General features: G+C 68.8%; 12 protein-coding genes. 8 read left to right on the forward strand and 4 right to left on the reverse strand.

Translation table 11 applies throughout. The annotated features are described in order from the left end of the window. Positions 1 to 144: 144 nt before the first annotated feature. On the reverse strand, positions 145 to 321 hold the full coding sequence (locus tag QP939_RS04450; protein WP_173138999.1) for a hypothetical protein: 177 nt from the start codon (positions 319 to 321) through the stop codon (positions 145 to 147). On the opposite strand from QP939_RS04450, the gene QP939_RS04455 reads away from it, so the two are divergent. Next, the gene (locus QP939_RS04455; protein ID WP_352250330.1) at positions 311 to 1,744 is read left to right on the forward strand and encodes a SulP family inorganic anion transporter; all 1,434 of its coding nucleotides are present in this window, start codon (positions 311 to 313) and stop codon (positions 1,742 to 1,744) included. The two genes, QP939_RS04450 and QP939_RS04455, sit on opposite strands and share 11 nt — an antisense overlap. 96 nt (positions 1,745 to 1,840) lie before the next feature. Here the strand turns inward: QP939_RS04455 and QP939_RS04460 are convergent, their stop codons facing one another. Continuing rightward, entirely contained in the window at positions 1,841 to 2,443 is a 603-nt protein-coding gene (locus QP939_RS04460; protein WP_285455259.1) for a TetR/AcrR family transcriptional regulator, read from the reverse strand. Between the two features lie 100 nt (positions 2,444 to 2,543). On the opposite strand from QP939_RS04460, the gene QP939_RS04465 reads away from it, so the two are divergent. Further along, positions 2,544 to 3,989, forward strand: a complete 1,446-nt coding sequence (locus tag QP939_RS04465) for an MFS transporter (protein WP_352250333.1) — start codon at positions 2,544 to 2,546, stop codon at positions 3,987 to 3,989. A 15-nt stretch (positions 3,990 to 4,004) separates the two neighbouring features. On the opposite strand, the gene QP939_RS04470 is transcribed toward QP939_RS04465, so the two are convergent. Then, positions 4,005 to 4,634: an antibiotic biosynthesis monooxygenase family protein gene (locus QP939_RS04470; protein ID WP_285455261.1), complete on the reverse strand. Its 630-nt coding sequence runs from the start codon at positions 4,632 to 4,634 to the stop codon at positions 4,005 to 4,007. Between the two features lie 683 nt (positions 4,635 to 5,317). Between QP939_RS04470 and QP939_RS04475 the strand changes: the two genes are divergently transcribed. The 6 genes from QP939_RS04475 (at position 5,318) to QP939_RS04500 (ending at position 12,713) form a co-directional block, all read left to right on the forward strand. Further along, complete coding sequence (locus QP939_RS04475; RefSeq protein WP_211787778.1) at positions 5,318 to 6,748, forward strand: tyrosine-type recombinase/integrase; 1,431 nt, start codon at positions 5,318 to 5,320, stop codon at positions 6,746 to 6,748. An 80-nt stretch (positions 6,749 to 6,828) separates the two neighbouring features. Continuing rightward, the gene (locus QP939_RS04480) at positions 6,829 to 8,595 is read left to right on the forward strand and encodes a hypothetical protein (RefSeq protein WP_285455265.1); all 1,767 of its coding nucleotides are present in this window, start codon (positions 6,829 to 6,831) and stop codon (positions 8,593 to 8,595) included. Further along, entirely contained in the window at positions 8,592 to 10,781 is a 2,190-nt protein-coding gene (locus tag QP939_RS04485) for a site-specific integrase (RefSeq protein WP_285455267.1), read from the forward strand. Before QP939_RS04480 ends, QP939_RS04485 begins: the two co-directional genes overlap by 4 nt. Continuing rightward, complete coding sequence (locus QP939_RS04490; protein WP_285455268.1) at positions 10,778 to 11,206, forward strand: hypothetical protein; 429 nt, start codon at positions 10,778 to 10,780, stop codon at positions 11,204 to 11,206. Before QP939_RS04485 ends, QP939_RS04490 begins: the two co-directional genes overlap by 4 nt. Before the next feature lie 312 nt (positions 11,207 to 11,518). Continuing rightward, positions 11,519 to 12,256, forward strand: coding sequence for a sigma 54 modulation/S30EA ribosomal C-terminal domain-containing protein (locus QP939_RS04495; RefSeq protein WP_285455269.1), 738 nt, complete (start codon positions 11,519 to 11,521; stop codon positions 12,254 to 12,256). Next, entirely contained in the window at positions 12,249 to 12,713 is a 465-nt protein-coding gene (locus QP939_RS04500; protein ID WP_112285753.1) for a pyridoxamine 5'-phosphate oxidase family protein, read from the forward strand. The genes QP939_RS04495 and QP939_RS04500 overlap by 8 nt, the downstream gene beginning before the upstream one ends. Here the strand turns inward: QP939_RS04500 and QP939_RS04505 are convergent. Further along, a complete protein-coding gene (locus QP939_RS04505; protein ID WP_112285754.1) occupies positions 12,673 to 12,858 on the reverse strand; it encodes a hypothetical protein in 186 nt (61 codons plus the stop codon). The two genes, QP939_RS04500 and QP939_RS04505, sit on opposite strands and share 41 nt — an antisense overlap. Between the last annotated feature and the right edge of the window lie 52 nt (positions 12,859 to 12,910).

The following is a 12,910-nucleotide window of genomic DNA, read 5'->3' on the forward strand; positions in this document are numbered from 1 at the left end:
CGCCGAACAACTCTGCCCTAACGTAAGAGTCGAGTTGCGGTAGCTCGCGGCCCGCCCAGGCCAAGTAGCGAGCGCCGTTCGAGGCGGCACTCGAATACGCCGCCACCCAGGGGCAGTGCCGCTCCTGGTACCCCTCAGTCCTCGTCACGGCATCGACAGGCAGCAGGCTGTTTGCTTGTCGGCGTGCCGTGGCCCGCCCTGCGCCGGGAACAGCTCGGCGCCGAACACGTCAGGTTGTCGCGTGCCCTCATCCTCGTCGTTGTCGTTGCCCCGTGCGCGGTGGACCAGGCCGTCGTGGCTGTCACCGAAGGTGGCCCGCACGGAGATCCTGGCCGGCCTGGTGGTCGCACTGGCGCTGATCCCAGAGGCGATCTCGTTCTCGATCATCGCCGGGGTGGACCCCAGCATCGGGCTGTTCGCCTCGTTCACCATGGCCGTGGTGATCTCGATCGTCGGAGGCCGGCCAGCGATGATCTCGGCGGCCACCGGCGCGATCGCGCTCGTGGTCGCCCCGCTGGCCCGGGAGCACGGGCTGAGCTACCTGATCGCGGCGGTGATCCTGGGCGGGCTGTTCCAGATCGTGCTCGGCGCGCTCGGGATCGCCCGGCTGATGCGGTTCGTGCCACGCAGCGTGATGGTCGGGTTCGTCAACGCACTGGCCATCCTGATCTTCATGGCGCAGGTCCCCGAACTGATCGACGTGCCGTGGCCGGTCTACCCGCTGTTCGCCGGCGGCCTGGTGCTCATGCTGGTGTTCCCCCGGCTGACCAAGGCGATCCCGGCGCCGTTGGTGTCGATCGTGGCGCTCACCGCACTGACCATCGCCGCCGGGATCGCCGTGCCCACCGTCGGCGACAAGGGCGCCCTGCCCACCTCATTGCCGGTGCCCGGCCTGCCGCAGGTGCCGTTCACCCTCGACACCCTCACCCTGCTCGCGCCCTACGCGCTCGCGTTCGCCCTGGTCGGGTTGATGGAGTCGCTGATGACCGCGAAGCTGGTCGACGACATCACCGACACCCACTCCAACAAGACCCGCGAGTCCATCGGCCAGGGCATCGCCAACATCGTCACCGGCTTATTCGGCGGCATGGGCGGCTGCGCGATGATCGGCCAGACCATGATCAACGTCAAGACCGCCGGCGCCCGGACACGACTGTCGACGTTCCTGGCCGGGGTGTTCCTGATGGTGCTGTGCATCGCCTTCGGGCCGCTGGTCTCCGACATCCCGATGGCCGCGCTGGTGGCGGTCATGGTGCTGGTCGCGTTCGGCACCTTCGACTGGCACAGCATCGCGCCCGCCACGCTCAAGCGGATGCCGACCGGCGAGATCACCGTCATGGTCATCACCGTGGCCGTCGTGGTGGCCAGCGACAACCTGGCCATCGGCGTGATCGTCGGCACGATCACCGGCCTGATCATCTTCGCCCGCCGGGTCGCGCATCTGGTCAACGTCACCGCCGCGGTCGACCCTGACGGAACCCAGGTCGTCTACGCCGTCACCGGCGAGCTGTTCTTCGCTTCCAGCAATGATCTGGTCTACCAGTTCAACTACACCGGCGATCCGGACAAGGTCGTCATCGACCTGACCGACGCCCACATCTGGGACGCCTCCACCGTCGCCGCACTCGATGCGATCACCACCAAGTACGAGGCACGCGGCAAGAGTGTCGAGATCGTCGGCCTCAACGAACACAGCGCCACCATGCACGGCAGGCTCACCGGCGAGCTCGCCGCCAACCACTGACAACATGCACCTCGCGTGAGCGGCGGCCGTCACGGGCCGCCGCTCACGCGTGTTCCGTGGCGGAACGACCGCACTGTCGTCGTCGCTGTCAGCGCTTCAGCGCCGGAACAGGGTGTCCAGGTGGTAGCGGAGCACTGTCATCGCACCGTCCACATCATATTGTCCTATAAGGACACTGTTGCCCAGGCCATGGCTGAGTGTCACCAGACGTGCCGCCTCCACCGAGACGTCCACGCCTGCGGCCACCTGCCCGTCGGCCTGCGCTTGCCGCAGTGCGTCGGCGAGTTGCTGTTGAAGATCATCCACGTTGGCGATAAAGGGCTCCGCCATCAGACTGGGGTCAGTCATCGCCAGTACTGCGTACGAGGTGCCGACCAGATGGAAGGTCCGGCTCTGCTCGTCGGTGGGCAGTGCTTCGGCCAGGAATGCCTCGACGAAGGCCCGCGGCGGCACCGGGCTCGGTAGCTCAGCCAAGCGCGCTGCCCACCGCTGACGACTCTGCTGCTCCAGGTGTCGCAGCGCGCCCAGCAGCAGCTGTTCCTTGGTTTCGAAGTAGTACTGGACCAGCCGCAGCGACACCCCCGATTCGGCGGCCACCGCGCGCATCGTGACCGCGTGCAACCCCTCCCGGGCGGCGACCCGAACCAGAGCCTCGGCGATGTGGGCGCGACGTTCCGCGTGATCGACAGTCCTCGGCACCAGGCGCCCTCCCTCTCGTTCGCCGCTATCGTGATACAAGCGTATATGATACAACGGTATCATTAAGCGCAGGTGCAGACACATCGAGTCTGGAGGTGCTGTGGGGTATCGCGACGCCCAAGCCGTCGATCCGACGTTACGGACGGCCGGACGGCACGGGCCGCAGGTGGTTCTGGCGCTGGCCTGCGTGGCGCAGTTCATGGTCGTGCTCGACATCTCCGTGGTGAACGTCGCCCTGCCGTCCATCCAGCGGTCGCTCGGTTTCGACGAGACGAGTCAGCAATGGGTGGTCAACGCCTACGCGCTGACGTTCGCCGGGCTGCTCCTGCTCGGTGGGCGCCTGGCCGATCTCTACGGCCGCCGACGGGTCTTCCTCACTGGGCTCGCGCTGTTCTCCGGCGCGAGCCTGGCAGGTGGCCTGGCCGACACGGCCGGGTTACTCATTGCCGCCCGCGCGGTCCAGGGTCTGGGCGCGGCCATCCTCGCCCCGGCCACGCTGACCGTCCTCACCAGCACCTTTCCCGAAGGCACCCGGCGCACCCGCGCGCTGGCGATGTGGACCGCGGTAGGGGTCGCGGGCGGCACGGCAGGCAACCTCCTCGGTGGCGTGCTCACCGAGTACCTGTCCTGGCGGTCGATCCTGCTGATCAACGTCCCGATCGGTGCGGTAGCCATCGTGCTGGCGCTGCGTTACATCACCGGGCACGACCGTCCGACGGCGCGACCACGGCTCGACGTGGCCGGTGCGATCCTGGCCACGCTGGGCCTGACCGCGCTGACCTACGGCATCGCACAGTCCCACGCCGAGGGTTGGGGCGCCCCGGTGACGGTCGTGAGCATGCTGGCCGGGGTCGTGGCCCTGACGGGGTTCGTCGTGGTCGAGGCGCGCTTCGCCCCGGTCCCGGTCATTCCGCTGCGCCTGTTCCGGGCGCGGGCGATCAGCCTTGGCAACGTGGTGATGCTGCTGGCCGGGGCCTGTCTCAACCCGATGTGGTTCTTTCTAACCCTGTCCATGCAGAACGTCCTGCACTACAGCCCACTGCAGACCGGTCTCGGGTTCCTCCCGCACACCGTGGTCACCATCGTGATCGCCGCTCGCGTCACCCCATGGCTGATGCGGCGCGTCGACAGCCGGACCCTGATCGCGATCGGCGCCCTGCTCACCGCCGCCGGGTTCGTCTGGCAGAGCCAGCTGACGCCGGACAGCGGGTACCTGTCCGGGATCCTGGGGCCGGCAATCGTGTTCTCCATCGGCGGCGGTCTGCTCAACACACCGATCACCACCACCGTCACCTCCGGTGTCCACACCTCGGACGCCGGTGCCGCGTCCGGTCTGATGAACACCACCAAGCAGGTCGGCGGCGCGCTCGGCCTGGCCATCCTGGTCACCGTCACCAGCAGCCACACCGCCACCCCAGAGGCGCTTGCCACCGCCTACAGCCGCGCGTTCGTGGTGATCGCGGCACTGATGGTGGTCGTCGCCTCGCTGGCGTGCATCCTGCCGTCCCAGCGCGACGAACGCCGATCACCCGAGCCGACGCGCTGAAGACCATGGGATCGGCTAACCCACAGGTGCGGTGAGGCTGCGGTGGAGGTGGTAGCGCTTGCCGCCGAGCGGCTGTACTCCAGGAGTGTTGGCGAAAAGGTCGTGCAGGTCGTCGTGCGCGCCACTCGCCGCAGCTTCACCGTGCGCCTCCTGGGAAGTCCACTCGGTGTAGTTGAGCATCCAGCCGCCGTCGAGGCTGAGATGGAAGTGCGCGGAGATCGCCCCCGGATGGCCATCGTCCTCGGGCAGCGCGGCGATCAGCGAGTCGACGAACCGGCGCTGCCGCTCCGGACCGTCCACTGTGAACAACGCGGTCACAAGGCAACCCGGCACGCGGGTCTCCTCCGGCGTAGTCAGGCTGCGATACACCCGGTAGGCGATCGGCTCCGCGCCCAGGGTCCGCAAGCCGGGCAGGTCGGCAGAGGGGCGCTCGGACGTGCACTGGATATATGCCAGCACGTTCGCGCCGTCGGTACTCAGAAAGCAGTTCAGCGACACCACGTCCGCAGGCCAGGGCTCGCGTTGCCAGTCGATGCACAGTTGCTCGGCGACCGTGCGTTGCACCCGCTCGTCGGTCACGTCAAGGGAAGCGACCAGAACGGTAGGGGCGTCGGGTCGGTCGACGACTGGGAACGGCACTGCCACGGGCATCTCCTCGTCATCAGGTGCAGTCAGGTCCTATCCGATACCGGACGATCCGGACAGGGCAACGGAATTTCCGGCTACCTGTGCCCTCACCACCTGCCGCCTCCTGGCCGCACGGGCAGCGAGCACCGCCACCAGCCCGATCAGCACCCACACCGGGACCGCCACGTCCACCAGGAGCGCATCCGCCACCAGGGACCGTTCAGGCGACGGCAGAGCGCCGCCTGCGCTTGCCCTCTGGCGGACGGTCAATCTGCAGGAGCAGGGGCTCCAGCGACGCGGAGTATCGAGGCCCTCCTACGACGTAAGATCATCTCGTGATCTTCGTCATGAGAATCGCACGAAAACGAGACACATGACGGCCCAGCAAGGATCCGGCACCATCCGCTGCCGCGCCGCTGGACCAGGACACGAACCAATGTAGACACGGCGACTGCGGCCAGAATCTGTCCGTACGCTGGCTGCCAAGCGGGGTGGCCCGAGCAACGCGCCCGGTTCGCCACACTACCGACCGAGGCCGCCCAGCACATCATCGACGAGTACGTGTGGCTGGCTTATGTAGGGCCGAACACTGTTCAGAGTAGGGTGGGTCGATGCCGATCTTGGGCTGGAGAGTGCACTTCACGCGTCGGAACTTGCCCGTGCCGCAGGAGCCGCGGGAGGTGCTTCGGGGGTTGCCGCCGGTGGAGGTGCTGGACCGGTGGCTGGATGATGAGGACATTCCGGACCGGGTGCCGTGCCTGATCGCGCCGGACGGTCGCTACGACCTCGCGTTGAACCGGTACTTCCTGCAGGCGGATATGGTGGACGCCTCGGAGCACACCTTGGCGGCGATCGCCTACGACCTGGCGGATTTTCTGACTTTCCTGTGGTGCCACCGGAAACCTGTCGGCAGTCGGACGTGGACGGATGCCACGCCGGAGGATCGGGCGGCGTACAAGCGGTGGCGCCGGACCGATCCGAACGGGCCACGAGTGGCGGGGTCGACGTGGGGGCGGTGCGTGGCCACGGTGAACCAGTTCTACAAGTGGGCGGTGCGCCGGGGGCTGGTCGAGCAGAACCCCGTCGTGCAGCGTCCGGCGCGGTCGCGGCCGGGCCGAGCACGGTCTGGGCAGGAGACGCCAGCGGAGGCACCGCGCGATGGCCGCAAGGCGGAGGCGGGCTGGTTGCCGCCAGCGTCGTATCGACGCTGGCGGGATGTGGGGGTGCGCGGCTATCTGCCGACAGGAGTGCGGGACGGGTCGTTCAAGGGTCGGCTTGCCTCCCGTAATGCGACGTTCTGCGACCTGATGGTGCGCACCGGGCTGCGGTTGTCGGAACAGTCGAGCCTGTCGCTGTTCGAGGTGCCGGAGGTGGATCTGGGGCGGGCGTACGTGCCGACCCGGTTGCCGGTGGCGATCGCCAAGGGCGGGTCGGGCCGCCGGATCTACATCGCGGCTTCGGTGCTGCGGGATGTGTGGGACTACATTCGGTTCGACCGGGCTGAGGTGGTGGAGCGGGCGCGGGAACGCGGGATCTACGACCGGGTGGCCGATCCGCTGGTCGTCGAGGACCCGCAGCGGGCGTCGCTGCCGCCGCGCCGGTCCGGTGGCCGCCGGGTCGCGGTGGAGTCGCTGGGACACCGCGAGCGGCGCCGGTTGTTCATCCGAGGTGAGGACGGGCTGCTGGAACCGGCGGCGTTGTGGCTGACCGAGGACGGCCTGCCGGTCATGCCGGGCACGTGGAAGTCGATGTTCCAGGACGCCAACGACCGGTGCGTGCGGCACGGGGTGGCACTGCGGTGTCATCCGCACCTGCTGCGGCATTCGTTCGCGGTGGTCACGCTGGAGCAGTTGCAGCGAGAGCACATCCGTGAGTTGGCCAGGATGAGTCCCGCCCAGCGAACGTCCTACGAGCAGGTCTTCGGTGACCCGCAGGACTGGGTACGACGCCGGCTCGGGCACCGGTCGTTGGAGTCCACCTTCACCTACCTGCACACGTTGCAGGAGTTGGAGATGGAGACACGGCTGGCGCTGGTGCCCGACGAGTGGGAGCCGGCCGGACTGGATTCCGGCGAACTGGAACGTGAGGCCGCTGACGAGGCATACGCCCAGGCCGGGCTGGTGGTCCGGTGAGCACGAGCCGCCGGCGACCGACCACGGGCCGGAGCCGGTTTGCCGCGCGTCCGGAAGGCGCCTACGAGCCGGAGCCGTTGGTGCGCAGCGCACCCGGCTCGGGGCTGGAGGTGCTGTTCGAGGGCGAGGACGGCCGCAACGACGTGTTCCGGTTCGCCGACTGGCCAATGCCACACCTGCATCCGCCGCTGGCGGAGGCGTTCGCCGTGGTCTGTGGCCCGCAGGGAAGCTGTCGCACGCGGTCCACCGCGGAGGGAGCGTGGAGCGCGCTCAAGCAGTTTCTGCGGTCGCTGAAGCGCATGGCCCAGCCGCCCGCGGCCCTGGCCGAGCTGACCGCGCGGCACCTGGACCGCTACCGGATGGACCGGCTCGGTTCGGTCAACGAGCGGACGCTGACCTTGGAGATCTGGCAGATCCGCAAGGTGCTGCGCGAGGTGCGCCCGCCAGAGCTGATCAGCGAGGAGGTCCACGCCTGGTTGAACCGGCGTCGGCCCTTGACGACCCCGAAACCGCCACCGCCCAGCGGGTATTCCGACCGCGAGTTCGACCTGATCATGGCAACGGCCCGGTCGGACGTCGCGGCCATCCGCGAGCGCCTGGCCACCGGTCGGCGGCTGCTCACCGACTACGAGCACGATCCGGACTCGCTGGACGTCGAGCAACAGAAGCTGGCCGCCACCCTGGCGCAGATCAGGGTTACGGGCGAGGTGCCGATCATCCGGATGCCGCACCCGAATTCCGGGTTGCGGGACCGTGCGGCGATGCTGGAGCTGGCCGGGTACCTGTTCCTGCTCGACCGCGACATCCCGCCGTTGCTGACGCTGGCGGTCGGGTTGTCGGGTCGCAACGCCGAGACCATCAAGGACCTGTCGGCCGACCACGAGGTCCTGGAGGGCAAGGCGGTGCGGGTCGGGCTGGTCAAGCGGCGCCGCGGGCCCAGCCGCATGTTCGACACCGGGCACTGGGAGATCGGCAAGCCCAGCGCGCGGTTGCAGACCTCCGGCGGGCTCTATCTGTTGATCGAGGAGATGACCCGGCTGGGCCGGTCGTTTTCCGGCACCGACTCGTTGTGGTCGATCTGGGTGTGGCGCAACGGCCACATCGGCGCGTACGACCGGCGGCTGCACCGCGGCAACTCGTTCAAGAAATGGCAGGCCCGGCACCAGCACAACCTCATCGACGACAACGGCGACCGCTTGCGGATCAACCTGCCGCTGCTGAAGAAGACGGTGGACGTGCGCAACACCCGCGCCGCCGGCGGCCACCTGCCCTCCTCGACACGCAGCAACACCTTCCCGGTGCTGTTCTCCAACTACCTGCGGGGTGACGCCTCGGTGCGGGAGTGGGCCGGCGAGGTGGTCACCGCGGCGCTGGCCGACGCCGAGCGGGACGCCAGGGCCGCGCACGCCCGTGTGCTGGCCACCGCGCAGGGCCAGTTGCCCGAACCGGCCGAGGCCGCCCACCGATTGGGGGTCTCGCAGGAGACCGCCGAACACCTGCTGGCGGGGCGGCTGGACACCGTGGTCGCGGCCTGCGCGGACATCGAGCACGGCCCGTTCGACGGCGGCAAGCGGTGCTCGGTGTCGTTTTTGACCTGCCTGGCCTGTGAGAACGCGCTGGTCACTCACGCGCACATCCCCCGGCTGAAGGCACTGCTGGACTGGCTGCTGACGCGGCGCGAGGCGATGGAGTTGGCGACCTGGTGGCAGCGGCACGGCCTGACCTGGCTGGCCATCACCCAGCACATCCGCCCCAAGTTCAGCCCCGCCGAATGGGACCAGGCCCCACCCACCGTGGGCCTGGCCGCCCTGCTGGACGTCATCGACGGACCGAAGGAGAACACGTGACCAGCGCCGCAGCCGCGCCCCGTCGCGGCGGGCCGGTGCCCCCGGACGCCCCGGTCCTGGCCACCCGCCCCCTGCGCCCCGGCACCGACCTGGATGGCACGTCCCGGTTCGCTGACGACGTGTGGGACCTCGACGCGGCCAACCATCAGGTCCACACCCGACGGTGGATCCTGAACTTCCCCACTCTGCCGGCGGCGTTCCGCCCGGTCGCCAAGGAACTGTTCTACGCCCTGCTGGCCGGCGAACCCCCACCGGGGGAGACCCGCAGCTCGCTGGGCTCGATCCGCGGACGGTTCACCCAGGTGAAGAAGTTCCTCTGGTGGGCCGACCGGCGCGGCATTCGGGCCTTAGCCGACGTCACGGCCGACGACCTGCTCGCCTTCCACCACTGGCTCCAGTCTCAAGACCTCGGTCCCAGCCAGCGCGGCGCGCACCGAGGCGCGGTGCGGGCGTTCTGGCTCTACCGTCATGTCCTGCACAGTGACGCTCTGCCGCTGGATCCATCGCGGATCGAGGAGTGGACCAGCGACAACTCCAAACCGGCCCGTCGCAGCGAGAACCGCACCGACCGTATCCCCGAACAGGTGATCAGCCCGCTGCTGGTGTGGGCGCTGCGGTGGGTCAGCGACTTCGCCCCGGACGTGGTGGCCGCCCGTGCCGAATGGTGGCCGCTGTACATTGAGGGGCGGCGGCGCAGCGCACTGGGACGCCGCGGACAGCCACCGATCATCGACCGGGCCAAGCGGGCCGAGACTCGGGAACGGCTGCGCACGCTGCTGGCCGACTACCGCGCCGCCGGTCGGCCGTTGCCCGGTAACGCCGACGGGCAGGTCAACGAGCACCACCTGGCCCGCCAGATCGGCCGGTACCGGTCCGCGTTTCGCTATCCCACCACCAGCGCGATGATCAGCGAGGCAGTGGCCGAACTCGGGATCGCCGACGACACCTACCTCATCACCCCGGTCCGCGCCCAGGTGCACGGTCGGCCGTGGCTGGCCCGTATCCGGTTCGCCGACGTCCCGACGCTGACCCGGATGCTGGCCGCCGCCTGCTACGTGGTGATCGCCTACCTGTCCGGGATGCGGGACAGCGAGGTCAAGCACATGCGCCGCGGCTGCCTGACCCGCAAACGCGACCGCGACGGCGCTGTCGTGCGCCGCGTGGTCACCAGCCAGGCGTTCAAGGGCGAGGGCACGCCGACCGGGGTCCGGGCGACCTGGGTGGTCTCCGAGACGGTCGAGCACGCTGTCGCCGTGCTCGAACAGCTCCAGCCACCCGAGGTGGACTTTCTGTTCGCGCCGCTGCCCGGCTCCGCCGGGTACCGCTACGGCGACGCCGGCGATCCGCAGACCACGACCGCGACCAACCGGGTGCTCAACGCGTTCGTCGACTGGATCAACACCTACTGCGGCGCCCACGACCTGCCCGACATTATCCCGTTGGTGCGCAAGCAACGGTGGATGCTGTCCACCAGCCAGTTCCGCCGCACCCTGGCGTGGTTCATCGCCCGCCGTCCCGGTGGGTCCATCGCCGGGGCGATCCAGTACCGACACCACAGCATCCAGATGTTCGAGGGCTACGCCGGAACCTCCGACTCCGGGTTCCGCGCCGAGGTCGAGGCCGAGCAGACCCTCGAACGCGGCGAGCGCCTGCTGGCCATGATCGACGGCCACGAACACCACGACCTGCGCGGCCCCGCCGCCGGAGAAGCGCAGGCCCGGCTGGCCGAGTTCGGCCGCAAGGTCGCCTACGCCGGCTCCGTGGTCACCGACCCGAAACGCCTCGCCAAGATCATGAAACGGGACGACCCGAAGATCTATTTCGGAGAGTTCGTCACGTGCGTGCACAACCCCGCCAAGGCGCTGTGCCGACGCAAGCTCGCCCTGGACGGAAGAACCGCGCTGCCGGACCTCGGTGATTGTCAGCCGTTGCGGTGCCGCAACGTCGCGTTGACGCCAGACAACCTGGCCGCCCTCGCCACCCAGTTGTCCACTCTGGACACCATCCTGGAGTCATCTGAGGTTCTGGCGCCCTACGTCGCGCACCGGCTCGAACAGCAGCGTTGCGACCTGGCCGCGCTGCTGGCCGCCGCCGGCCACGATCCCCAGCAGCACCCCGATCAGCGGTGCATTCCGGGGCAGCACAAGGCTGTCGACGCCGTCAGCGGCTCCGAGGAGGTTCGGTGAGCACCAGGTCACTGCCCAGCGAAGACCAGGTCCGCGCAGCGGCCGAGGAACTGCTCGCCGCCCAGCGCGAGGGCGGGGCCTACCCGACGGTCACCGCCCTGGCCAAACGGTTCGACCTCAACCGCACCACCTTCTACCGGCACTTCGCCGCAGCCGCGGAAGCCATGCTGGACGCCGCCCAGCAACAGCACACCGACGAGCGGAAACGACGCCGGCCGGTCCGATCCGACGACGACCGAGACCGTGCACTGCGGCGCCTGCGGAACGAGAACGACAACCTGCGCAAGCACGTGGAAATCTACGAAGAGCACCTGCGGATGCTCACCACCGAGAACGCCCGCCTGCGGGACCAACTCCAGCGCCAAGCCGGGGTGACCGACCTCGCTGGCCGACGGCCGCCAACTACCAGAGGTGGAAACACCTAGCGCGGCCGTTGTCTGTTCATGACCGTGCAAATATGCACGGATGCCGACGCCCTGCGCAGAGCAGGATCGTTGCGACCGGCTCCAGCTACATCGAGCGGCGGCTCGGACGTGGGCATCGTCAGAGTCCGACGGGCTGCTGGCCTGATCACAAGGGACTTTGTGCCCTAGCCGATCGGAGCAGCACAGCCGAAAATTGTCGCGATTGCAGAATTTCGCAACTAGCAAGGCATGCAAGTGATGGGCCGCTTGTGGCGTGGCTGTCAGGACAGCGGGAGGTCTGGGTTGGGCCAGGGGATAGCGCGCGATGCCATCGTGGTGCAGACCGTGGGTGAGGTGCTGGATGGTGCGCGTGAGTACGCGCGCAGGCAGATCGCGGCCTTTGCCCGGCGCCTGCGAGAGCCGTTGACGTCCGCCAGGCTCAAGCTCACGGTGTTGACCCGTCCGAGCGTGCCGTGGCCGGCGCTCGTGCAGGCCAACCTGGTGCTGGATGGGCAACCAATCCGGGCCCAGGTGGCGGCAAGGTTTGTCCAGGAAGCGAGCCGGTATCTGCGGGCGCGGTTGGGTGCGCAGGTGGCACGGTTGGCCAGCCCAAATGTGCCGAGGGCGTGGCCTGCGGAGGGCGGGTCGCGCATCGTCCCGGTGCCGCGCCCGGTCGGGCAGCGCGAGATCGCGCGGTGCAAGTGTCATCCGCTGGAGGAGTGCACGCCGGATCGTGCGGCACTGGTGATGGACGTGATGGACTACGACTTCCACCTGTTCGTCGATGCCGAGACCGGGCAGGACAGCGTGATCTACCGGGTCGGCCCGACCGGCTACCGGCTTGCTCGCGTGTCGAGGGTGGCGCCGCCGTCGGCGCCGACGTCGGTGCCGCTGACGATCAATGTGCATCCGGTGCCGGAGTTGACGCCGGAACAGGCGGTGCAGCGACTGGATGCCACGGAGTTGCCATTCCGGTTCTTCCGTGACACCGCCACCGGCCGGGGCGCTGTGCTGTATCGGCGTTACGACGGCCACTACGGCTTGATCGCCCCGGAGCGGGACGGTGGGTAATGAGCCGCGTCAGCTGAAGGAGCTGACGAAGGAGGAGTCGCTTCGGCTGCTGGGCAGCGTGTCCTTCGGCAGGGTGGTGTTCTCACAGAACGCGCTGCCGGCCGCGAGGCCGGTGAACCATCTCGTCGACAACGGCGCGGTCATCATCCGGACGCACCTGGGCGCGGCGGTGCTGTCGGTGGTCGGGCAGGTTGTGGCCTACCAGGCCGACGCGATCGACGAGCGGGAGCATCTGGGGTGGAGCGTGATCGTGACCGGCTACGCCCGACTCATCAGGGACGCGGGCGACGTGGCGCGCTACGAGCGGCTGCTGCGTCCGTGGGTGAGCGGCGAGATGGACCAGGTCATCCGCATCCACCCCGAGCTGGTAACCGGGTACGAGCTGGTGGACGGCGCGGCGGAGTCGCCGAGCCGGGTCAGCGGAGCTGGTGGCGCTCGCAGGTCTCGCACCAGGTGAGCCGGTGCATGGCGCTGGGCGGGGAGTCGGCTTCCTCGACCACGTAGGTGACGATGGCTGCGCAGGCCGCGTCGCAAACCTCACACCAGACGTCGGCCTCGGTATGCAGGACCACGATCCGCAGGCAGATCACCGGAAGCGTCATGTGCCTCACCTCCGCCGCCCGTGCCGATCCCGACGTGCTGACTCCCATGGTG

Origin of the sequence: Amycolatopsis nalaikhensis (genome assembly GCF_030264295.1) — a bacterium.
Taxonomy (GTDB): domain Bacteria; phylum Actinomycetota; class Actinomycetes; order Mycobacteriales; family Pseudonocardiaceae; genus Amycolatopsis; species Amycolatopsis nalaikhensis.

Excerpts from the sequence above, each read along its gene's own strand:
- QP939_RS04505 (WP_112285754.1), bottom strand. The coding sequence starts at position 12,858 with ATGACGCTTCCGGTGATCTGCCTGCGGATCGTGGTCCTGCATACCGAG.